The 20,521-nt window shown below is 69.5% G+C and carries 23 protein-coding genes; 19 read left to right on the top strand and 4 right to left on the bottom strand.

Annotated elements, in window-relative coordinates:
* Positions 1 to 206 precede the first annotated feature (206 nt).
* The 3 genes from UG56_RS26510 to UG56_RS26500 all read left to right on the top strand — a co-directional run bounded on the left by UG56_RS26510 (position 207) and on the right by UG56_RS26500 (position 2,773).
* Positions 207 to 821 (top strand): hypothetical protein, encoded by a 615-nt coding sequence (locus UG56_RS26510; protein ID WP_045550509.1) that lies wholly within the window; start codon positions 207 to 209, stop codon positions 819 to 821.
* A gap of 64 nt (positions 822 to 885) precedes the next feature.
* Complete coding sequence (locus UG56_RS26505; protein ID WP_045550508.1) at positions 886 to 2,061, top strand: epoxide hydrolase family protein; 1,176 nt, start codon at positions 886 to 888, stop codon at positions 2,059 to 2,061.
* A 4-nt stretch (positions 2,062 to 2,065) separates the two neighbouring features.
* Positions 2,066 to 2,773, top strand: coding sequence for an aspartate/glutamate racemase family protein (locus UG56_RS26500; protein ID WP_045550507.1), 708 nt, complete (start codon positions 2,066 to 2,068; stop codon positions 2,771 to 2,773).
* Here the strand turns inward: UG56_RS26500 and UG56_RS26495 are convergent.
* Together UG56_RS26495 and UG56_RS26490 are read right to left on the bottom strand one after the other, a co-directional pair.
* Positions 2,763 to 3,350, bottom strand: a complete 588-nt coding sequence (locus UG56_RS26495) for a GNAT family N-acetyltransferase (RefSeq protein ID WP_045550506.1) — start codon at positions 3,348 to 3,350, stop codon at positions 2,763 to 2,765. The genes UG56_RS26500 and UG56_RS26495 overlap by 11 nt on opposite strands.
* Complete coding sequence (locus UG56_RS26490) at positions 3,347 to 5,434, bottom strand: HelD family protein (RefSeq protein ID WP_045550505.1); 2,088 nt, start codon at positions 5,432 to 5,434, stop codon at positions 3,347 to 3,349. Before UG56_RS26490 ends, UG56_RS26495 begins: the two co-directional genes overlap by 4 nt.
* 135 nt (positions 5,435 to 5,569) lie before the next feature.
* Between UG56_RS26490 and UG56_RS26485 the strand changes: the two genes are divergently transcribed.
* From UG56_RS26485 to UG56_RS26455, 7 genes are all read left to right on the top strand, one after another.
* Positions 5,570 to 5,929 carry a hypothetical protein gene (locus UG56_RS26485; RefSeq protein WP_256206916.1) on the top strand — a complete coding sequence of 120 codons (360 nt, stop codon included), beginning with the start codon at positions 5,570 to 5,572 and terminating at the stop codon, positions 5,927 to 5,929.
* Between the two features lie 55 nt (positions 5,930 to 5,984).
* The gene (locus UG56_RS26480; protein ID WP_256206915.1) at positions 5,985 to 6,914 is read left to right on the top strand and encodes an ABC transporter ATP-binding protein; all 930 of its coding nucleotides are present in this window, start codon (positions 5,985 to 5,987) and stop codon (positions 6,912 to 6,914) included.
* Positions 6,914 to 7,744 (top strand): ABC transporter permease, encoded by an 831-nt coding sequence (locus tag UG56_RS26475; protein ID WP_052693930.1) that lies wholly within the window; start codon positions 6,914 to 6,916, stop codon positions 7,742 to 7,744. Before UG56_RS26480 ends, UG56_RS26475 begins: the two co-directional genes overlap by 1 nt.
* Position 7,745: 1 nt before the next feature.
* Positions 7,746 to 8,558, top strand: coding sequence for an ABC transporter permease (locus UG56_RS26470; protein ID WP_045550503.1), 813 nt, complete (start codon positions 7,746 to 7,748; stop codon positions 8,556 to 8,558).
* An 81-nt stretch (positions 8,559 to 8,639) separates the two neighbouring features.
* Positions 8,640 to 9,782, top strand: a complete 1,143-nt coding sequence (locus tag UG56_RS26465; protein ID WP_045550502.1) for a DinB family protein — start codon at positions 8,640 to 8,642, stop codon at positions 9,780 to 9,782.
* Between the two features lie 21 nt (positions 9,783 to 9,803).
* The gene (locus UG56_RS26460) at positions 9,804 to 9,998 is read left to right on the top strand and encodes a DUF3046 domain-containing protein (protein ID WP_045550501.1); all 195 of its coding nucleotides are present in this window, start codon (positions 9,804 to 9,806) and stop codon (positions 9,996 to 9,998) included.
* Positions 9,995 to 11,233, top strand: a complete 1,239-nt coding sequence (locus UG56_RS26455) for an MFS transporter (RefSeq protein ID WP_071327353.1) — start codon at positions 9,995 to 9,997, stop codon at positions 11,231 to 11,233. Before UG56_RS26460 ends, UG56_RS26455 begins: the two co-directional genes overlap by 4 nt.
* Before the next feature lie 78 nt (positions 11,234 to 11,311).
* Here the strand turns inward: UG56_RS26455 and UG56_RS26450 are convergent, their stop codons facing one another.
* On the bottom strand, positions 11,312 to 11,953 hold the full coding sequence (locus UG56_RS26450; RefSeq protein ID WP_045551285.1) for a DUF305 domain-containing protein: 642 nt from the start codon (positions 11,951 to 11,953) through the stop codon (positions 11,312 to 11,314).
* Positions 11,954 to 12,027: 74 nt separating this feature from the next.
* A complete protein-coding gene (locus UG56_RS26445) occupies positions 12,028 to 12,468 on the bottom strand; it encodes a DUF6153 family protein (protein WP_045551284.1) in 441 nt (146 codons plus the stop codon).
* Positions 12,469 to 12,600: 132 nt separating this feature from the next.
* Here UG56_RS26445 and UG56_RS26440 point away from each other — a divergent pair, with 132 nt between their 5' ends.
* The 9 genes from UG56_RS26440 (at position 12,601) to UG56_RS26400 (ending at position 20,502) form a co-directional block, all read left to right on the top strand.
* Positions 12,601 to 13,335 carry a DUF4396 domain-containing protein gene (locus UG56_RS26440; protein WP_256206913.1) on the top strand — a complete coding sequence of 245 codons (735 nt, stop codon included), beginning with the start codon at positions 12,601 to 12,603 and terminating at the stop codon, positions 13,333 to 13,335.
* A 138-nt stretch (positions 13,336 to 13,473) separates the two neighbouring features.
* Complete coding sequence (locus tag UG56_RS26435) at positions 13,474 to 14,769, top strand: DUF4365 domain-containing protein (RefSeq protein WP_218145295.1); 1,296 nt, start codon at positions 13,474 to 13,476, stop codon at positions 14,767 to 14,769.
* 620 nt (positions 14,770 to 15,389) lie between these two features.
* Positions 15,390 to 16,442: a recombinase RecA gene (recA, locus tag UG56_RS26430; protein WP_045551283.1), complete on the top strand. Its 1,053-nt coding sequence runs from the start codon at positions 15,390 to 15,392 to the stop codon at positions 16,440 to 16,442.
* 58 nt (positions 16,443 to 16,500) lie between these two features.
* Positions 16,501 to 17,214, top strand: a complete 714-nt coding sequence (locus tag UG56_RS26425; RefSeq protein WP_045551282.1) for a regulatory protein RecX — start codon at positions 16,501 to 16,503, stop codon at positions 17,212 to 17,214.
* A complete protein-coding gene (locus UG56_RS26420; RefSeq protein ID WP_045551281.1) occupies positions 17,211 to 17,711 on the top strand; it encodes a phosphoribosyltransferase in 501 nt (166 codons plus the stop codon). Before UG56_RS26425 ends, UG56_RS26420 begins: the two co-directional genes overlap by 4 nt.
* A 23-nt stretch (positions 17,712 to 17,734) precedes the next feature.
* Positions 17,735 to 18,430 carry a GNAT family N-acetyltransferase gene (locus tag UG56_RS26415; RefSeq protein WP_045551280.1) on the top strand — a complete coding sequence of 232 codons (696 nt, stop codon included), beginning with the start codon at positions 17,735 to 17,737 and terminating at the stop codon, positions 18,428 to 18,430.
* Positions 18,431 to 18,470: 40 nt separating this feature from the next.
* On the top strand, positions 18,471 to 19,313 hold the full coding sequence (locus UG56_RS26410) for a PPK2 family polyphosphate kinase (RefSeq protein WP_045551279.1): 843 nt from the start codon (positions 18,471 to 18,473) through the stop codon (positions 19,311 to 19,313).
* Positions 19,310 to 20,092, top strand: a complete 783-nt coding sequence (locus UG56_RS26405) for a HipA family kinase (RefSeq protein ID WP_045551278.1) — start codon at positions 19,310 to 19,312, stop codon at positions 20,090 to 20,092. Before UG56_RS26410 ends, UG56_RS26405 begins: the two co-directional genes overlap by 4 nt.
* Complete coding sequence (locus UG56_RS26400; protein ID WP_045551277.1) at positions 20,092 to 20,502, top strand: DUF3037 domain-containing protein; 411 nt, start codon at positions 20,092 to 20,094, stop codon at positions 20,500 to 20,502. Before UG56_RS26405 ends, UG56_RS26400 begins: the two co-directional genes overlap by 1 nt.
* Positions 20,503 to 20,521 lie beyond the last annotated feature (19 nt).

The following is a 20,521-nucleotide window of genomic DNA, read 5'->3' as shown; positions in this document are numbered from 1 at the left end:
CCGTGACCCGCAGTGCCGGAACGGTTTACGCCGAAACTGAGTATCGGCGCTCACGCCAGGCCCGATGAGGCCGTCGAGACTGGCTGATGTGAAGACTCTGTGGGTTGTCCTGGCCGTCGTGGCGCTGGCTCTCGTTGCAGGTGCCGGCGCGTTCTGGGCGTGGGGCTCAAGGGTCGCCGGCGGAAGCGCGGACGCAGGAGCGTGCGGTGGCGATCTTCAACGCGATGGAGACCTATCCCGGCAAGACTGCCTATGACCAGGCGCGCGAGGGGGAGCGGCAGGGGGAGGTGGAGATCCTGGTGGCGACTGACAGTCCCGACGACGGCCGGCGGATCGTGCTGGCGATCACGGCGCACCACGAGTGCCGGACGAACTGGGAGTGTGCCACCCGGATCTGGCCCGACTCCTCGAACACCTACTCCGCCACCCGCTGCTTCGAGTGGACCGAGCCGCGCGAGTGGGACACCGCCGACGAGGTCGAATGCCCGACGACGACGGAGATCGACCGAACTCGCGCGGCGACCGTTGACCTTCCGGAGGATGCCGAGGTCCGGCTCACGGCAGCTTTGCAGGCGGAGAACGCGGCGGCGAGCGTACGTGCCCTCACCGATCTCCCGGGGCTCGAGGTGCGGACGGAGGGGACGCGGGTCTACGTCGCCTCAGGTGGGATCACTGGTTACTGGACCGGGCGGATGGCCACCGATCGCATGCTCGGGTGGAAGGTCGACGGCGAGGTCGGCATCAAACGTCTCTCTGCAGATGCTCAGGAGGAACCGGTGAGCTGTGGCTGGGAGGACGCTCGTGCCCGTGCGGAGGAGTGACCCCGGGCGTTGCCGCGCGGGTGCTAGAACCGGCAGGGACGGTTCCGCGATGCCAGGAGGTCCCATGTCCGATCCGAGCAGCGACGTACGAGCATTCGAAGCACACGCGACCGACGCAGAGCTCGACGACCTGCGGGCGCGGCTGGGCGCGGTGAGGCTGCCGGAGACGGAGACGGTCGATCCCGCGGCGCGCGGACGGGACCGGTGGGCGCAGGGGGTTCCGCTCGCCGACCTCGTCGATCTTGTGGAGCACTGGCGGACGGCGTACGACTGGCGGGCGTTCGAGGAGCGGCTCGACCGGGCCGGCCAGTTCCGCACGACCATCGACGGGCTGGGGATCCACTTCCTGCACCGCAGGTCGCCGCGCGCGGACGCCACGCCGCTGCTCCTGACCCACGGGTGGCCCGACAGCGTCGTCCGGTTCATCGACATCATCGACGAGCTGGCCGACCCGGAGGACGCGGAGGATCCGGCGTTCCATGTCGTGGTCCCGTCGTTGCCGGGGTTCGGTTACAGCGAGCGGCCGGCCACCAGCGGATGGGGGACCGAGAAGACGGCGGCCGCCTGGGTGGAGCTGATGCGGCGGCTCGGCTACGACGAGTTCCTGGCCCATGGCGGGGACTGGGGCGGCAACATCACCACGGTGCTCGCCGGCAGGTTCCCCGACCATGTCCTCGGCATCCACACGACGTTCGCGGAAGGCCCGCCCGGGCTGAGCACGGACGGACTGACGCCCCAGGAGCGGACCTGGGCCGAGGGGACGCGCGACTTCTGGCGCCATCGGGCGGCGTATGCGAAGCAGCAGGCCACCCGGCCGCAGACGATCGGCTACGGTCTCGTCGACTCGCCGGTCGGGCTGCTCGCGTGGCTCCTCGACAAGTTCGCCGAGTGGTCGGACACCGATGACAGCCCCTTCGAGACGATCTCCCGCGAGCGCGTCCTCGACAACGTCACCCTCTACTGGCTGACGCGCACCGGCGCATCCGCTGCCCGCATCTACTACGAGAGCCACAACGCTCTCGACCCCGACCTCCGGGTCGACGTACCGTCGGCGATCACGATCTATCCCGGCGACGTCGAGCGCTGTCCGCGTCAGTGGGCGGAGCAACGCTACCGGCACATCGTCCACTGGGGGACACCCGAGCGGGGCGGGCACTTCCCGTCGATGGAGGTTCCCGATCGCTTCGTCGAGGATCTGCGTGAGGGCCTGACCGCCGTATTGGCCGCCCGGGCAGACTGAGGGCATGCGACGCATCGGTGTGCTGGGCGGGATGAGCTGGGAGTCGACGGCGGAGTACTACCGCCTGCTGAACGAGATCGCCGCGAAGCGGCTCGGTGGGCTGCACTCGGCGGACCTGATCGTACGCTCGGTGGACTTCGCCGAGATCGAGGAGCTGCAGGTCGCCGGCGAGTGGGAGCGGGCCGGGCAGCGGCTGGCCGAGGAGGCGGCGACGCTCAGCGATGCCGGGGCGGAGGTGATCGTGCTGGCCACCAACACGATGCACAAGGTGGCCGGCGCGTTGGAGGAGACGTACCGGGATCGGTTCCTGCACCTGGGTGACACGACCGCAGCGGCGGTCGTGGCGGCCGGGATCGGGCGCGTCGGGCTCCTCGGCACCGGGTTCACGATGTCGCAGCCCTTCTACGCCGACCGGCTCCGCGGACACGGCCTCGAGGTCACCGTGCCCGGCGACGAGGATCAGCGCACGGTCCACCGGATCATCTACGAGGAGCTGTGCCTGGGGACGTTCCTGGACAGCTCCCGCCAGGCGTACCTCGAGGTCATCGACCGGCTCGTCGCCGCCGGCTGCGAGGGCATCGTCCTCGGCTGCACCGAGATCGAGCTGCTGCTGCCGATGGAGACGTACGCAGGTGTGCCGCTGTTCCCGACGACCCGGCTGCACTGCGAGGCCGCGATCGAGGCGGCCCTCAGCCCCGGGATCAGCGCTTAGCTGCCCACTCCTCGGCGAGGATCGCGTAGGAGAGCCCGTCGAGCCAGCCGCGGGTGCGGTGCAGGGAGTCCTTGACGGTGTGCGACTCGCGGCGCATCCCGACGCGCTCCATGAGCCGCCAGGAGGCCTCGTTGTCGGCGAAGCACTCCGCGACGACACGACGCAGACCGAGGGGGCCGAAGCAGACGTCCAGCAGGGCACGGACCGCCTCGGTGGCGTAGCCGTGGCCCTGGTGGGCAGGCGCGATGGTCCAGCCGAGCTCTGCCTGGGTGCCGTTGGCCTGCTCGCGCACCTCGGTCTGCGACCACGGGTCGGTGATCCGGAGCATGAGGTCGCCGACGATGACGCCGTCGTGCTCGATCACCAGGGCGGGGCCGAGGACGTCGGGGCGCTCGAAGATCTTGCGATAGGCCTCGATGTCCGCGAACGCACTCGTCACCCACTCGGACACCTCGGGAAGACTCCGGAAGGCCCAGGTCGGCTCGATGTCGGCCAGCGCCATCCGCCGGATCACGAGTCGGTCGGTGCGTAGCGGCCACTCGGCCTTCACCAGGGGATCAGGGCGGGTGTCGATCATGCGCCCACCTTGGCATCAACCCGCTCGGGGATGCCACCGAGTTCTTCGGGGCCGAGCTCTTCGGGAAGGCCGTCATGGCGTACGACGAGCGAGGTGACCGCGCGGGTCAGGCAGACGTAGAGGCGGCGGAGGCCGGTGCCGCGGTCGGGCTCACCGTCGACGATGCCCACCGGGTCGGCGAGGACGACATGGTCGAACTCGAGCCCCTTGGCCAGCGAGGCGGGGACCAGGTCGAGATGGGCGTCGAACTCGGTCTCCTCGTCGGCGGCCACCCCTATCTCGGCGAAGGCGAGCCCGGCCTCGGTCAGCTCGGCGCGCACCTCCGGCAGCGTGGCGTCGGGCACGATCAGCCCCACCGACCCCGGCCGGGCCAGCGCGTCCGCGAGCGCCTCCACGACGGTCGCGGAGGTGAAGGTGAGGTCGCCGCGGGCCCGGCGCACCGCGACCGGCGGCTCCAGGTCGGGGGCGATGTGGGGGAGCAGACGAGCGGCGTACGCGATCACGTCGGCCGGCACCCGGAACCCACGCGTCAGCTGCTCGACGTGACCGTCGGGCTTGCCGAGATGGGCCAGGGCGTCGGTCCAGGACGAGGAGGCCCACGGCGTGGTCGCCTGGGCGAGGTCGCCGAGGATCGTCAGCGACCCCGTGGTCGAGCGGCGGCCGAGAGCGCGCAGCATCATCGCGGAGAGGTCCTGGGCCTCGTCGGCGACGATGTGGGCCACCGACGGCGTGCGGTCGAGCAGGTCGGCGATCTCGTCGAGGAGCACCAGGTCGGCCAGCGTCCAGCGGGCCGCGCCTGCCGAGCGCGGCGGCTTCGCCCACACGAGCATCTCCTGCTCCGCCTCCGAGAGCACCCCGTCGGCGACCTCCGCCAGCCACGCCGCGTCGGTGAACAGCCGGAACAGCACCTTGGCGGGCTTGAGATCGGGCCACAGCGCCGCGGCGTAGTCCTTGACCGGCTTGGCCCGCGCCACGGCGTCGTGGACACGGTCGTCGGGGGAGTCGCCCGAGCGCTCCATCTGCACCAGCACCCGGTGGGCCAGGGCGCGCGGGAGCAGAGCCCGGCCCGCGGCGTACCGCAGATCGTTGGCGCGCAGCCCCTCCACGGCCTCCCGCGCCTCGTAGGCCGGCACCCGCCAGCGCCGCGAGCCGCGCGGGACGACCAACGCCTCGGTGGGCTCACCGACGTGGGACCAGACCGCCCGTCGGAGCACCTCGGCCATGCGTACGTCACCCTTCAGCGTCGCCACCGGCGCCGGCTCCTCCGCGCGGACGGTGCCGACGATGCTGACCAGCTCCGCGATCGTCGCCTGCTTGGCCTCGATCTCGCCGAGCGCAGGGAGCACGTCGCGGATGTAGCGCAGGAACGACGCGTTGGGACCGACGATCAGCACGCCGCGCCGGGTGAGCTGCTCGCGGTGCGCGTAGAGGAGGTACGCCGCGCGGTGCAGCCCCACCGCCGTCTTCCCGGTGCCCGGCGCACCCTGCACGACGATCGTCTGCGACAGGTCGGCGCGGACCAGGACGTCCTGCTCGGGCTGGATGGTGGCCACGATGTCGCGCATCGGCCCCACCCGAGGCCGCTCGATCTCGGCCTCGAGGATCGCCGAGTGCTCCTGCGCGGGCCCGGCGTCGGTCAACGACTCGTCCTCGAAGGCCGTCAGCTCCCCGTGGGAGAACCCGTAGCGCCGTCGGCGTGCCAGCCCCATCGGCTCGGTCCGCGAGGCCCGGTAGAACGGGACGCTGACCGGGGCGCGCCAGTCGACCACCATCGGGTCACCGGCGCTGTCGGTGATGTGGCGACGCCCGACGTGGAAGGACTCGGCTCCGACAGCCGCGGTCCGGTCGATCCGGCCGAAGAAGAGCGGCACCTCCGGGTCGTCGGCGAGCTGCTCCAGCCGGTGGGCGAGCGTCGCGTCGAGGATCTCGGCGCTGACCCAGTTGCCGGCGTCGGAGGAGTCCAGCGACTCCACCCTCCGGCGCATCCGGGCCAGGTCCTGCCGGGAGGCGTCCAGATGGGCTCGTTCCGCGGCGAGCTCGTCGAGCTCGTGGGCGCTCTCGTCGATGGTCCCGTCTATGGGCATGGCTGGTTCATCGCTTCTCCGTGGCGGCGGCTGATCGGGCGTGGGGTCAAAGCCTCCAACATAGGCGAGGGCGAAGCGGCTGCCCAAACGGTTTATCGAGGGCCGGCGTTGGGCACGGCGATGCACAATAAATGCGTGAGCCTGTTCGATCGTTTCCGACGCAGCGGGAAGCGGATGAGCCGCCCGACCGGCGGCATCTACACCGGATCCACGCGGGTACGCGCCGCCGACTCCACCGATCAGAAGCATCTCGAGCAGTTCGTCGAGACCCGCCGCGGTGTCGAGGGGTTCGTTGAGCCGCGCACCGTCGTCAGCGAGGTGACGCTGCTGCTGGTCGCCCACGACGGCGAGTGGACCCGGCGGCGGGTGCCATCGGCGCAGTGGGCGCACAAGTTCGCCAACAAGCACGGCGTCCCGTCCTACGACGCGGCCGTGGTCGGCGTACCGCAGCGTATGCGCGACTACAACCGGCGCCAGAAGCAGCAGGGCCGGTAGGCAACGAGCCGAACTCGCTCGAAACTGTCGGTGCGCGCATCTAGTCTTTGCCGACGTGGGTGAAGACCTGATGATCTCGGCGCGCGGGCTGCGCAAGTCGTTCGGCGACTTCGAGGCCGTGCGCGGCATCGACGTGTCGGTGCGGCCCGGTGTGGCCTTCGGTTTCCTGGGGCCCAACGGCGCCGGCAAGTCCTCGACGATGCGGATGATCTGCTGCGTCTCGCCGCCGAGCGGGGGAGAGCTGCGGGTCTTCGGCATGGATCCGGCCAAGGACGGGCCGAAGATCAAGGCGCGGCTCGGGGTCTGCCCACAGGAGGACACCCTCGACGTCGAGCTCAACGTCTACGACAACCTCTACGTCTACGGCCGCTACTTCGGCCTGCCGAGGGCCGAGGTGAAGGGCCGGATCGATGAGCTACTCGACTTCGTCCAGCTCACCGACAAGGCCAAGGCGAAGGTCGATGACCTCTCCGGCGGCATGAAGCGCCGGCTGACCATCGCCCGCAGCCTGATCAACCGGCCCGAGATCCTCGTGCTCGACGAGCCGACCACCGGCCTGGACCCACAGGCCCGCCACGTCATCTGGGACCGGCTCTTCCGGCTCAAGCAGGCGGGCGTCACCCTGCTGCTGACCACCCATTACATGGACGAGGCCGAGCAGCTCTGCGACGAGCTCGTGGTGATGGACCAGGGCCGGATCGTGGCCCACGGCACGCCGCTCGGGCTGATCCAGCAGCACTCCACCCGAGAGGTCGCCGAGCTGCGCTTCGGCGTCGGTGAGCACGAGGCGCTGGCCGCCAAGGTCGAGGACCTCGCCGAGCGGATCGAGGTGCTGCCCGACCGGCTGCTCCTCTACAGCGACGACGGCGAGGCGGTCATCGATGCCGTCCACAGCCGTGACCTGTCGCCGGTCGCGACTCTGGTGCGACGCTCCTCGCTCGAGGACGTCTTCCTGCACCTGACCGGCCGGACGCTGGTGGACTGATGACCGACTACGCCGACTCCGGACCGGCCACCGCGCCGACGGCGCCCGCGGGGCTGGTCGCGGGCGCGCTGCGGATGGGCGACTACTGGCTCACCGTCCTGGCACGCACCTGGAAGGGCGGGGTGATCACGACCTTCGTGACGCCCTTCTTCTACGTGCTGGCGCTGGGCGTGCTGCTGGGCGGGTTCGTCGACGCCGACCCGGCCACGCTCGAAGGCGCCTCGACCTACCTGGCGTTCGTGGCTCCCGGCATGGTGGCCGCCCACGCGATGACGATCGCCTTCGCCGACCTGACCTATCCGGTGATGGGCATGCTCAAGTGGCAGCGGATCTACTACTCGATGATCGCCTCGCCGCTGGCTCCCTCCCACATCGTGCTGGCCCAGCTCGGCTGGGTGGTGCTGCGGGCGCTGTTCGCCTGTGGGGTGTTCCTGCTGGTCCTGGCGGCGTTCGGGGTGTTCGAGACCGTGGCGGGTGTGCTGGCGGCGTGGCTGGTGCAGGGGCTGGTGGTGCTGGCCTTCGCCACTCCGGTCCTGCTCTTCTCGCTCTCGATCAAGGGCGAGGAGTCGTTCGCGCTGATCTTCCGGCTCGGGATGATCCCGCTGACGCTGTTCAGCGGCACCTTCTTCCCGATCGGCAACCTCGGTCCTGTGCTCGAGAAGGTCGCGATGGTCTCGCCGCTGTGGCACGGCGTCGACCTGACCCGGATGCTCACGCTCGGTGAGCTCGACTGGGGGATGGTCGCGATCCACGTCGCCTATCTCGGGGTGCTGGCGGCGGTGTGCTGGTGGCTCGCGATCCGCAAGCTCGCCGAGAGGCTGGTGTCCTGAGATGGCGATCCTCAACGCTGCGGTGAGCACCGCCGTCGCGCGCCCGCTGCGTGGTGGCGAGGCCGCCCGGCTGCTGCTGTGGCGCAACATCCTCGTCTACCGGCGAGCGTGGCTGGTGTTCGTCACCGGCTTCCTGGAGCCGGTCTTCTACCTGTTCTCGATCGGCATCGGCGTCGGTGCGATCGTCACCGGGTTCACCTACGCCGGCGAGCCGATCGAATATCGCGACTTCGTCGCGCCCGGGATGATCGCGGCCTCGGCGATGAACGGGTCGTTGCTCGACGCGACCTTCAACTTCTTCTTCAAGCTGAAATATAACAAGCTCTACGACCAGATGCTGGCCACGCCGCTGCGCACGGTCGACATCGCCGTCGGCGAGATCCTCTGGAATCAGCTCCGCAGCGGGATCTACGTGGCCGCGTTCCTGATGATCATGGTCGCGATGGACCTCGTGCACTCCTGGTGGGCGCTCCTGGTCGTGCCCGCGGCGCTGCTCATCGGGTCGGCCTTCGGGGCCGTGGGCATGGCCCTGACGACCTACATGACCTCCTGGCAGGACTTCGAGAAGGTCACCCTCGCGATGATGCCGATGTTCCTGTTCAGCGCCACGTTCTTCCCGGTCACGGCCTATCCGGGGTGGCTGCGCTGGATCGTGGAGGTCACGCCGCTCTACCGAGGTGTGGTGCTGTGCCGGGAGCTGACGCTCGGCGTGCCGTCGTGGGGCTCGCTGGTCTCGGTGGTCTACCTGCTGGCGTTCGGCGCGATCGGCCTCATGGTCGTGCGGCGACGGCTCGACTCGCTGCTGCTCACCTGACGCCGGGCCGACGGCAGCAACTCGCGTCTCACAGGCAGGATCTCCCTCGTGGGCGCGGCGGTCGGCCGTCAAGATGGAGCCATGACCTATGACGCGATCACGCCCGACACCAAGGACTGGACCTGGGTCCTCGACCGGCCCTGCCCGGAGTGCGGCTTCGTCGCCGGTGCGGTCACCGCGGACCAGCTTCCCGAGATCGTCCGCGACAACGCGACCTACTGGGAGATCTACCTCACCGCCGACAACGCGCGCGAGCGTCCCCGGCCGGGGGTGTGGTCGGCGCTGGAGTACGGAGCACACGTACGCGACGTGCACCGCATCTTCGCCGACCGGCTGCAGCAGATGCTGACCGAGGACGAGCCCCGGTTCGCCAACTGGGACCAGGACGCGACCGCTCGTGAGGACGACTACGCCGGTCAGGACCCGGCGGTCGTCGCCGAGGAGCTGATGGACGCCGCCGACGAGGTGGCCGCGGTCTACGAGAAGGTCCCGCCGGACGCGTGGGGGCGTCGCGGGATCCGGTCCAACGGCGACGTGTTCAGCGTCGAGTCGCTGGGCCGCTACCACCTCCACGACGTCGTCCACCACCTGTGGGACGTACGCTCGGCCGCCAAGCGGGCGACCGTCGCCGCCTACGACGCGAGCGTCGCGACGTACGTCCAGGGCACCTCGTTCTCGGAGGAGACCCGTTCGGTCCTGGACCGGTTCCTGGCCGAGCTCGAGCCCGGCGACCACGTGCTCGAGATCGGCACCGGGCCCGGCCACGACGCCAAGGCCCTGGAGGCCGGGGGAGTGCGGGTGCGCCGCACCGATATCAGCGAGGGGTTCGTGGCACACCTGCGGAAGCAGGGGTACGCCGCGGCCTGCCTGGACCCGCTGACCGACGACCTCCGCGACCCGGTCCACCCCGACGTCCCCTACGCCGCGGTCTGGGCCTCGGCGACGCTGCTGCACGTGGCCCGCGACGACTTCGGGACCGTGCTCGGCCGGCTCGCCGAGGTCACCCGGCCCGGCGGTGTGCTGCACGTGTCGATGAAGGAGGGCGACGGCGAGGAGTGGACCAACCGGGGCCACGTCGAGGCGCCCCGGCTCTTCGTCTACTGGCGCGAGCCCGCGCTCCGGTCGGCCCTGGACGAGGCCGGCTGGGAGGTGCTCGAGGTCGGGCACGCCGACAGCCGCCTCGGCGACGTCTGGCTCGACGTCCTCGCCCGCAGGCGGGGCTGAGGCTGAGTAGCATTCGGGGCGATGAGACACACGGAGTTCTGGTCCCGGATGGACGACGCGCTCGGCGCGGGCTACGCGCGAGCGTGGGCACGCCAGTTCGTCATGGGCGACCTCGACGGGCGCACCGCCCAGGAGGCGCTCGACGACGGGGTTCCGCCCAAGGAGGTCTGGGCCGCGGTCTGGAAGGCCCTGGAGCTGCCGGCGCGTGAGCGGTGACGCTGGTCGCACCGGCCTCGGCGGCCGCGGTCCAGAAGCGCACCATCCTCACCCTGGTCGCCACCCAGGCGGTCGGGGCGATGGGGATCACGATCGGCATCGCGACCGCCTCCCTGCTCGCGCGCGACCTGTCCGGCTCGGAGTCGATGGCGGGGCTCTCGCAGACGACCCAGGTGCTCGGCGCCGCCGTCGCCGCGTACGTCCTGGGGCGGGTGATGGACGCACGCGGGCGCCGCTTCGGGCTGCTGGCGGGCTACCTGCTCGGGGCGTCCGGAGGCCTGCTGGCGGTGCTGGCCGGCGTGGTCGGCTCGATGACGCTGCTGCTGGTCGGCGCGGTGCTGCTCGGGGCGACCACCGCGGCCAACAACGGCGCCCGCTACGCGGCCACCGACCTGGCACCCGCCAGGAGCCGTGCGCGGGCGCTGTCGGTGGTCGTCTGGGCGACCACCTTCGGGGCCGTGATCGGACCGAACCTGACGGGCGTCGCCGAGCTCTTCTCGAACGCCGTCGGGATCCCGGTCCTCACCGGGCCGTTCGCGCTCGGCGCCATCGGGATGCTGGCCGCCGCGCTGGTGGTCGGGGTCTTCCTGCGGCCTGACCCGCTGCTGGTCGCCCGGGAGGGTGCTCCGGTCGCGGAGCGGCCGAAGGGCACGAGCTGGCGGCGGGCGCTCGCCGTGATCCGAGAGCGTCCCGCGCTCGCGGCCGCGGTCGTCGGGCAGGCCGCGGCGCACGCCACGATGGTGGAGGTGATGGTGATGACCCCGCTCCACATGGAGCACGGCGGCGCCGGCCTGGAGATCATCGGCCTGGTGATCAGCGGCCACGTCCTGGGCATGTTCGCCTTCGCGCCGGTCGCCGGCTGGCTCGCCGACCGGGTCGGCCGGGCCGACGTGATGGCGCTGGGCGGTGGCGTGCTGCTCGTTGCGCTGGTGCTGTGCGCCGCGGCCCCGCAGGGCAGCTCGGCGCGGATCTTCGCCGGGCTCTTCCTGCTCGGTCTCGGCTGGTCGCTGGCCACGATCGCGGCGGCGACCTCGGTCGCCGACCACACCCCGCTCGAGGTGCGGGCCGACGTCCAGGGCACCGCCGACCTGATCATGGGCGTCTCCGCTGCCGCCGCGGGAGCGGTCTCGGGCGTCGTTGTCGACCTGGCCGGATATCCGGCGCTCGCGCTCGGCACGATCCTGCTGGTCGCGGTGCTGTTCGGGGCTGCGTACGTGGCTCGTCGGGCGGTCTGACGGGCAATCTGACGGGCAGCCCGACGGGCAGCCCGACGGGCGGGGCCGCAGCGCGCGACCCCGCCCGTGACGGTGTCCTCAGCCGAGGAGCTTCTCCATCGTGTCGATCTCGCTCGACTGCGACTCGATGATGGTCGCGGCCAGATCGACGGCCGGCTTGAACCGGCCCTTGTCCTGCTCGGTCTCGGACATCTCGATCGCGCCCTGGTGGTGCTCGATCATCATCTCCAGCCACAGGTCGCTGAACTCGGCGTCGGAGGCGTTCTCGAGGTCATCCATGTCCTCGGCCGACATCATCCCGGGCATGTCGTCGTCCATGCCCTCCATCGAGTCGGACATGCTGCTGTCCTCGTCGCCGTGGCCCTCGTGGCCGCCGTTGACGTGGTCGCGCATGGTCGAGGGCACCTCCTCGCCCCACTCCTGGAGCCAGCCGGACATCGTCTCGATCTCGGGGCCCTGGGCGGCCTGGATGGCGTCGGCCAGCTCCCGGACCTCGGGCTCGAGGTCGCGGTCCATGGTGAGGTCGACCATCGACATCGCCTGGGCGTGGTGCTGGATCATGTCGGTCGCGAAGGTGACGTCGGCCTTGTTGTGCTCGGTCTCCGAGACCTCCTGAGGCTTCGCGGCCTCCTCGCTGCCACCGCACGCGGACAGCGTGAGCAGCACGGCGAGGCCGGCCGCGGCCCAGGTCGTGCGGATGAGGGGACGGTGCGTACGCATCTGTTGTTTCTCCTTGTCATGTGCTGTTCCGGGCATCACTGACCCGCCTGCGGTCGCGGGCGGGCAGGGTCCGGTCAGCACCTGATGACGGAGTGTGCCCACTCCGGTGGTGGGCCGGTCGCGAGACGTGCGAGGAAGGGCGCGGACCGGGCGCTCAGGGGACGGTCGCGGAGCCGGGCGAGCCACCAGACACGCGTACGCCGCCACCACCCGCTCAGCAGCAGCGCTCCCGCTGCGATCAGGAACGCGGCGCACAGCATCATCGTCGTGTGCCCCTCGCCGCCCGGATGCCCGGTGTGGCCGGCGGCTCCGTGGTCGGCACTCTCGAGGGAGTGCCTGTGGTCCACGTGGGCGGCGGGCAGGCTCAGCGTGGCGTGCTCGCCGTCGGAGCGGGTGCCCTGCAGACTCAGCGCATGCATGGCCACCAGGCCGGCAACAGTGACGAGGACCGCGGTCAGCAGGCCGGCGCGCACGTACGCCCGGGTCGTCCGCTTCCGTCGTGCCGCCGTCCACACACCGCACACCTTAGGGAGTCGGTCACGGTTCGCCAAAGCGGGCCCTCGACCCGGATGTCGCTTGCGAAGGCATACCCCCATGGGGTATGAATTGGCGGGTAGTCACCACGAACGATCGAGCAAGGGAGCGACATGTCGTCGCATGACGAGCACGTGCACGCCGGACACGACCACGCCGAGCATCAGCACGCGATGCACGAGGGTCACCAGGGTCACGGCGACCACGCCGAGCACGCAGGGCACTCCGAGCACGCGGGGCACGGCGGTGGCATGAACGCGATGGCGGCCAGTGCCACGCTGCACTGCCTCACCGGGTGCGCGATCGGTGAGATCGCCGGTCTGATGATCGGCACCGCGGTCGGGCTCAGCACAGGATGGACGATCGTCCTGGCGGTCGCCCTGGCGTTCGTCTTCGGCTACACCCTCTCGACCCTGCCGCTGCTCAAGTCGGGGGTGGCGCTCGGTGCGGCCTTCAGTGTCGTGCTCGCGGCCGACACCCTCTCGATCGCGACCATGGAGGTGGTCGACAACCTGGTCATGGCGGTCATCCCCGGCGCCATGGAGGCCGGGCTGGTCAACGTGGTCTTCTGGGTCGGGATGATGATCTCCCTCGCGGTCGCCTTCGTGGCGGCCTTCCCGGTCAACCGCTACCTGCTCGAGCGGGGCAAGGGGCACGCGCTCACGCACCAGTACCACGGCGCGGAGCCGGTCCAGGAAGGCGTACGCCGCCTCATCCCGGCCTTCTCCAGCGGTGCCCTCGCGGCGGTGATCATCGCGTTCGTGCTCGGTGGCCTGTCGGTCGCGATCGCCGATGAGATGGGCGGCAGCTCCGTCCCTGCCGAAAGTATTGAGAGTCCGCAGCGCTGATCTTCCAAAGCTCAGTGCTGCGGGGTTCGCCCCGCACCATCGCGTCTCGAATGGCGCCGCGGTCAGAGTGCTGAGGTGGCGTCATTGTGTAGACCTGAGTCTGGCTGTGGTGCCTATGCCGAGGTGCGATGAAGATGGATGGTGGAACGCGATATAGCGGTAAGGTCGCAGTTCACGCTGGCGGAAGATGAACCCTCCGGAGAGAGTGGCATGCCAAAGATCCCCAAAGGACGGCGCGTAGGCCAAGCAGCGGTGAACGCGTTGCGTGCGCTGCTTGAGGAGCACGATCACATCGTTCAGGAGATATCAGGGCAGAACGACTTCGGTGAGGACCTCTATGTCACTTTCACCGACGACGGTGACGTCACTAGCGACACCATCAAAGTCCAGGTCAAGGGAGGGGAGAGTTGGCGCCGGGGAAACGGCTACGCGGTGCCCGTCGATCGGCATAGCGACACCTGGGCAGAAGGCAACATCCCCGTGTACTGCGTGGTGTACGACCCGAACAGCAGGAACCTGTACTGGGCGAATGCCACCCAACAACTCCGTCGGTTCGGCACACATGATCAATTGCGCTTCATCGGCATCAGTCCCAACGCGGTTCTCGACGACACCACCATGGACTCCTTTGTCGCCTTGGCGCGCCGATACGTCGGGCGCTACCGAGGCCGACAGGCCGTTCTTACCCATCTCGGAGAAATGTCCGGAGTGGAGTTCGACCCAGAAGATCACGTTCTGTACTTCGTCAATGGAGACGACGACGACATCATTTTCTGGAAGCGCCCCGGCGCTGCCGTGGCGACGCTGCTTCTCAGCGCCCAGGAATGGGAGCCGGCTTGGGTCACTCTGGAGTCGCTCATGCTCTCCGAACTCTCGACACCGGCGGGCCGAAGCGTCCGAGAGTTCCCTGATCCCGATCTGTGGACTGCCGAGGACCTTGGCCTGAGCCGTGCCGAGGTCATGTGGGTGGCGGCGTGCTTCATCTCCACCCATGAAGCTGACGAGGGCATGGACGATGACCTCCTCGAAACCATCGAGTGCAAGGAGGACCCGAGTTACACAGGGGAGGAGCCGAAGGAGCACGGCAGGATTGAAGCGGACGTCATCGAATCGTACGTGCTTACCTGCATGCTCGACCGCATCGAAGCCGATCCGGGTCTTATGCAGCGCTCAATCCGCGCGCTCCGAGAGGAAACCAATCTGGAACCGGATATCGTCGCCGAACTCGGCTCGCTTGAGACCGACCCGCGTGTTGTCCGCCAGGTGAACAGGCTCAGCCGCGAGACAGTCGAGAACGTCGACGATATGGAGCCGGCGGCGTACCGGCTGGCTGTCCTCTACCTCATACATCGGATCTACGTCGGTGGCCCCTCTCTCGCGATCGACGAGCAGGTCCGGATCGTCTGGCGTATACCGGAGGCCACGACGCCGTAGTTACAGCCCCTGAGTGCCGGGCTATGGTGCTCATGGTCGGAAGAGGCGTGCCAGACCTTTCGCGCGGCCCCACGCGACGCCGCCTGCTGGGGCCAAGTGACACCTGGCAAGCGATCACTGATACCCACATTCCAGGTCGGTGGCCCATTCGGGTCCGGGAGGCGGGCGGCCCTATGACTGGCCGGCGCGGCCTTCGAGATGTACCTGAGCACGCCGGCCCGGAGTTGCTTGCAGGTATCAGCCGGCCAGTTCCACGGTGATCGGACGGCGATGCTGGGTGGCCCGTACGGCCATGTCTGGGTCGTTCTCGCCTACCTGGAGGAGCTCGCGTTGGAAGAGGTGGCCGGCCGGTCCAGGAAGGCGTCTCGGTATGACGATCCGCTGAGTGCCGCCGCTCCGACACGCCCGAACAAGTGTTCACATCGAACGCTTGTTCGGGCTATCGTGTGTGGTAGGTGGAGCGTGGTTCGTGCTTTGCGAGGGGTCGTGAAACACCGTGCCGGAGGGTCCCGTTCAGAAACTGTCGGTGGTCCCGTCTAGCGTCTGCCTTGATGACGACGAAGACACGTGGACAAGCGGCAGGCAGGGGCAAGAAATCTGCTCCTCAGGAAGGAAAGAACATGGCGGCAGGTGATCGCGAGAAGGCATTGGACGCCGCTCTCGCCAACATCGAGAGGCAGTTCGGCAAGGGCTCGGTCATGCGGCTGGGCGACGAGACGAAGGCGCCGCTCGAGGTGATCCCGACCGGGTCGATCGCGCTCGACGTGGCGCTCGGTCTCGGTGGTCTGCCTCGCGGGCGCGTGGTCGAGGTCTACGGCCCGGAGTCCTCGGGTAAGACGACGGTTGCGCTGCACGCCGTGGCCAACGCCCAGCGGGCCGGCGGCATCGTGGCGTTCATCGACGCCGAGCACGCGCTCGACCCGGAATACGCGAAGAACCTCGGCGTCGACACCGACGCCCTGCTGGTCTCCCAGCCCGACTCGGGTGAGCAGGCTCTGGAGATCGCCGACATGCTGATCCGTTCGGGTGCGCTCGACCTGATCGTCATCGACTCGGTGGCGGCGCTGGTGCCGCGAGCCGAGATCGAGGGCGAGATGGGCGACAGCCACGTCGGCCTGCAGGCGCGACTGATGAGCCAGGCGCTGCGGAAGATGACCGGTGCCCTGAACAACTCCGGCACCACGGCCATCTTCATCAACCAGCTGCGCGAGAAGATCGGCGTGATGTTCGGTTCGCCCGAGACCACGACCGGTGGTCGCGCGCTGAAGTTCTACTCCTCGGTGCGACTCGACGTGCGCCGGATCGAGACGCTCAAGGACGGCACCGACATGGTCGGCAACCGCACCCGCGTCAAGGTCGTGAAGAACAAGGTGGCCCCGCCGTTCAAGCAGGCGGAGTTCGACATCATGTACGGGAAGGGCATCTCTCGCGAGGGCGGCCTGATCGACGTCGGTGTCGAGGCGGGCCTGGTCCGCAAGGCCGGCGCTTGGTACACCTACGAGGGTGACCAGCTCGGTCAGGGCAAGGAGAACTCCCGCAACTTCCTCAAGGACAACCCCGACCTGGCCAACGAGCTGGAGAAGCGGATCCTGGAGAAGCTCGGTGTCGTGCCTTCGGTCGACGCCCCGGCCGACGACGCCGTGGCCGAGCCTGCCGGTGTCGAGGACTTCTAGGTCCCTCTGACCCGTGGCTTCGTCTGAGCGCAACCGTTCGTCCACCCAGGATCCCTGGGTGGACGAACGGCCCGCGCCCGAGTGGCTGGGCGACGTGTCGCTGGGGGTCGAAGCCTGGGCCGGCAAGACTCCGTCGGTCGAGCCGTCGCCCCCGTCGGTCGAGCCGTTGTCGCGACGAAGGAGCGACGACGCGTCGAGACCAACACGGTCGCGTACGCGCAAACCCCGCCCCGCGGACCCCGCCGATCCGAAGAACGACCCGGAGCCCGACCACGAGGCGATCGCGCGCAAGATCCTGCTCGACGCCCTGACCGGCCAGGCGCGCAGCCGCAAGGAGCTCGCCGACAAGCTGGAGAAGAAGGAGGTCCCGCAGGCTCTGGCGACACGGCTGCTGGACCGCTTCGAAGAGGTCGGCCTGATCGACGACGAGGCCTTCGCCAAGGCCTGGATCGCCAGTCGCCAGCCCGGCAAGGGCCTCGCGCGACGCGCGCTGGCCCAGGAGCTGCGCCGCAAGGGCATCGACGACGACGTCGCCCGTGAGGCGCTCGACGAGATCGACCCCGACGACGAGCGCGAGGCAGGCCGGCGGATGGTCCGGCGCAAGCTGCGCTCGATGGAGCGCTTCGACGACCAGACCAAGACCCGGCGTCTGGTCGGGATGCTCGCCCGCAAGGGATATGGCGCCGGTGTGGCCTACAGCATCGTTCGCGAGGAGCTCTCGCTGGCCGATGACGATGGCGCTGGTGATGTCGTGTCAGAATCCGATCTGTGAGTGAGCAGCAAGAGCGCGAGATCCTGACCTACGAGCTGTTCGGCACCGCCGTGCGCGACATCGCCCAGAAGGTGGTGGACAGCGGCTACGAGCCCGACATCGTGCTCTCGATCGCCCGCGGTGGTCTGGCCCTCGGCATGGGCCTGGGCTATGCCCTCGACGTGAAGAACCTGTCGGCGGTCAACGTCGAGTTCTACACCGGTGTCAACGAGCGCCTCGACGTCCCGATCATGCTCCCGCCGACCCCCGCGGCCGTCGACCTGACCGGGATGAAGGTGCTCATCGCCGACGACGTCGCCGACACCGGCAAGACCCTCGAGATCGTCCACGACTTCTGCGAGGGCCACGTGGCCGAGGCCCGCACCGCGGTCATCTTCGAGAAGCCGTGGACGGTGATCAACGCCGACTACGTCTACAAGAAGACCGACCGCTGGATCGACTTCCCCTGGTCCTCCCAGCCGCCGCTCGTCGACCGCCGCGGCGGCCAGGCCCACTGACCTCTCGGCGTTAGCCTGAGGTCATGTTCACGCCGGTCGCCGTCCACACCGGGACACATCGCCTCGGTGGTGTGACGCGCCCGGGGGAGAGCTGGGCATCGGCGGCGACCAGGATCGCCGGGCGCCCCGCGTACGCGGTGGACCTCTCCGGCGAGGTGAAGGAGTTCTCCTCCGACCCGATGCCGGTGGTGGCGCTGCGGCCGATGACCCGCGGAGACCTGCCGCACCTGATCCGCTGGCTCAACGCGGAGCACGTGCACCGGTGGTACGCCGTCGACGGCGAGCCGACACCCGAGTGGGTGGCGGAGAACTACGGGCCGGACATCGACGGAAAGACCCCGGTGACCTTCTGGGTGATCGAGGTCAACGGGCGCTCGGTCGGCTTCTGCCAGGACTACCGGATCAGCGACGAGCCCGACTACGCCCTGCTGACCCCCGACCCCGATGCGATCGGCTTCGACTACGCGATCGGGGAGCCGGCCTTCGTCGGCCGCGGGATCGGGCCGCGGATGGCCTGGGTCTGGCTCACCTCGGTCCCGCGCCGCTACCCGGGCGCGACGGCCTGCTTCGCCGCGCCCGACCACCGCAACGCCGCCTCCCTGCGGATGCTCGCCAAGGTCGGCTTCGAGCAGGGCACCTGGTTCGACGAGCCGCAACCCGACGGCTCGACGACCACGATGGTCGGCTGCACGCTGGATCTTCGGCGCGTACTCGGGTGAGCCGCTCCGCTCGCGCTTGTTGCGGGCCTATCGTCAGGGCATGAGCCTTCTCGACGAGCTGCGGCTGCCGGCCGGACCGGTGGACCTGCGGAAGTACGACACCAACTCCGCGCCCGGCGTCGGCGCCGACAAGGAGACCGGCAAGCAGGTGCTCGCCGAGCTCGGCCCGACGCTGATCGAGCTGCAGACCAAGCTGTTCGCCTCCAAGGAGAGCGACGACCCCAAGCGCGTGCTGCTCGTCCTGCAGGGCATGGACACCTCCGGCAAGGGCGGCGTGCTCAAGCACACCGTCGGGCTGGTCGACCCCGTGGGCGTCAAGATCACCAGCTTCAAGGCCCCCACGGACGAGGAGCGGGCCCAGGACTTCCTGTGGCGGATCGAGAAGGCGGTGCCGGAGCCCGGCTACCTCGGCGTCTTCGACCGCTCGCAGTACGAGGACGTCCTGATCGGTCGCGTCCGCGAGCTCGCCGCTCCTGAGGAGATCGAGCGACGCTACGGCGCGATCAACGACTTCGAGAAGCGGCTCGTGGACGAGGGCACCGTGATCCTCAAGTGCATGCTGCACATCTCGCCCAAGGAGCAGAAGAAGCGGCTCCTGGCCCGGCTCGAGGACCCGACGAAGCACTGGAAGTACAACCCCGGCGACGTCGACGAGCGGCAGCTGTGGGACAGCTACCAGGAGGCGTACGAGATTGCGCTGGAGCGGACCAACACCGAGTACGCTCCGTGGTACCTCGTGCCGAGCGACAAGAAGTGGTATCGCAACCTGGCCATCGGCGAGCTGCTCCTGGAGACCCTGGACCGCCTCGACCTCGACTGGCCCGCGCCCCGTTTCGACATCGCCGAGGAGAAGAGACGACTGGAAGAGGACACCATCTCGTGAGTCTGGAGACGGTGCGGGTGACGCGGTATGTCACCCCGCTCCGGGAGGGCGGCAGCCTGCCCGGGATCGTGGAGGCCGATGACCTCGGCACCTATGTCTGCAAGTTCCGTGGCGCCGGGCAGGGGCTGCGGGTGCTGGTCGCGGAGGTGATCGTCACCGGGCTGTGCCGGGCGCTCGACATCCCGACCCCGGAACAGGTCGTGCTCGACCTGGACCCCGAGATCGCCCGCTACGAGGCCGACGAGGAGGTCCAGGACCTCCTCAACGTGAGCGCCGGGCTCAACCTCGGCATCGACTTCCTGGCGGGTGCGTTCGGCTACGACGCCGCGTATCAGCCGGACCCGTCGCTGGCCGGCCGGATCCTCTGGCTGGACGCGCTGATCGCCAACGTCGACCGCTCCTGGCGCAACCCCAACATGCTGCTGTGGAACGGCGCGCTCTACGTCATCGACCACGGCGCCTCGCTCTACTTCCACCACGTCTGGCCCGGGGGCGGGGGAGACCCGGCGCGCTACGCGGCGCAGCCCTTCGACACCTCCGAGCACGTCCTGCGGGCCTTCGCCGCCGAGGCGCTCGCCCAGAACGACGATCTCGCCGCGAGGCTCGACGACGCGGTGCTGGAGAAGGTGCTCGCCGACGTACCCGACGAGTGGCTCGAGCCCGTCCCCGGCTACGACACCCCGGAGTCGCTGCGCGAGCGGTATGTCGCGTTCCTGCGTGCCCGCCTCGACGGCGGCCGCCCGTGGCTGCCCGCGGCCGAGCCCGCTCAGGGGGCGTGATGGACGCCTACCAGTACGTCGTGCTCCGCTGCGTACCCCGACCCGAGCGCGAGGAGTTCCTCAACGTCGGCGTCGTCCTCTACTGCCCGGAGCAGAAGTTCCTCGCCGCGCGGTGGACGCTCGACGAGCAGCGGCTGGCCACCTTCGCTCCGGGCCTCGACCTGTCCCTCGTCCGGGCGGCCCTGGAGTCGGTGGACCTGATCTGCGCCGGCGCCGCCCACGCCGGCTTCGGCGCGGGCGTCCGCGCCACGGCGTACGGCATCCGGGCGCTCTCCGACAACGAGTCCGCCCGCTTCGGCCTCCTCAAGGCCCCGAAGTCCACGGTCCTCCAGCCCGGCCCGGTCCACGGCGGTGTCACCACCGACGCCTCTGCCGAGCTCGACCGCATCTTCGCCCACCAGATCGCCTGACGCCGAGACGTCACCCCGG

Origin of the sequence: Nocardioides luteus (genome assembly GCF_000960475.2) — a bacterium.
Classification (GTDB): domain Bacteria; phylum Actinomycetota; class Actinomycetes; order Propionibacteriales; family Nocardioidaceae; genus Nocardioides; species Nocardioides luteus_A.
Note: the sequence above shows the minus strand (reverse complement) of the source record. Positions and strands in the feature narration are given on the sequence as shown.

Excerpts from the sequence above, each read along its gene's own strand:
- UG56_RS26435 (WP_218145295.1), top strand. The coding sequence starts at position 13,474 with ATGGTGGAACGCGATATAGCGGTAAGGTCGCAGTTCACGCTGGCGGAA.
- UG56_RS26410 (WP_045551279.1), top strand. The coding sequence starts at position 18,471 with ATGAGCCTTCTCGACGAGCTGCGGCTGCCGGCCGGACCGGTGGACCTG.
- UG56_RS26460 (WP_045550501.1), top strand. The coding sequence starts at position 9,804 with ATGAGACACACGGAGTTCTGGTCCCGGATGGACGACGCGCTCGGCGCG.
- UG56_RS26475 (WP_052693930.1), top strand. The coding sequence starts at position 6,914 with ATGACCGACTACGCCGACTCCGGACCGGCCACCGCGCCGACGGCGCCC.
- UG56_RS26450 (WP_045551285.1), bottom strand. The coding sequence starts at position 11,953 with ATGCGTACGCACCGTCCCCTCATCCGCACGACCTGGGCCGCGGCCGGC.
- recA (WP_045551283.1), top strand. The coding sequence starts at position 15,390 with ATGGCGGCAGGTGATCGCGAGAAGGCATTGGACGCCGCTCTCGCCAAC.
- UG56_RS26500 (WP_045550507.1), top strand. The coding sequence starts at position 2,066 with ATGCGACGCATCGGTGTGCTGGGCGGGATGAGCTGGGAGTCGACGGCG.
- UG56_RS26400 (WP_045551277.1), top strand. The coding sequence starts at position 20,092 with ATGGACGCCTACCAGTACGTCGTGCTCCGCTGCGTACCCCGACCCGAG.
- UG56_RS26440 (WP_256206913.1), top strand. The coding sequence starts at position 12,601 with ATGTCGTCGCATGACGAGCACGTGCACGCCGGACACGACCACGCCGAG.
- UG56_RS26495 (WP_045550506.1), bottom strand. The coding sequence starts at position 3,350 with ATGATCGACACCCGCCCTGATCCCCTGGTGAAGGCCGAGTGGCCGCTA.
- UG56_RS26415 (WP_045551280.1), top strand. The coding sequence starts at position 17,735 with ATGTTCACGCCGGTCGCCGTCCACACCGGGACACATCGCCTCGGTGGT.
- UG56_RS26465 (WP_045550502.1), top strand. The coding sequence starts at position 8,640 with ATGACCTATGACGCGATCACGCCCGACACCAAGGACTGGACCTGGGTC.
- UG56_RS26470 (WP_045550503.1), top strand. The coding sequence starts at position 7,746 with ATGGCGATCCTCAACGCTGCGGTGAGCACCGCCGTCGCGCGCCCGCTG.
- UG56_RS26505 (WP_045550508.1), top strand. The coding sequence starts at position 886 with ATGTCCGATCCGAGCAGCGACGTACGAGCATTCGAAGCACACGCGACC.
- UG56_RS26490 (WP_045550505.1), bottom strand. The coding sequence starts at position 5,434 with ATGCCCATAGACGGGACCATCGACGAGAGCGCCCACGAGCTCGACGAG.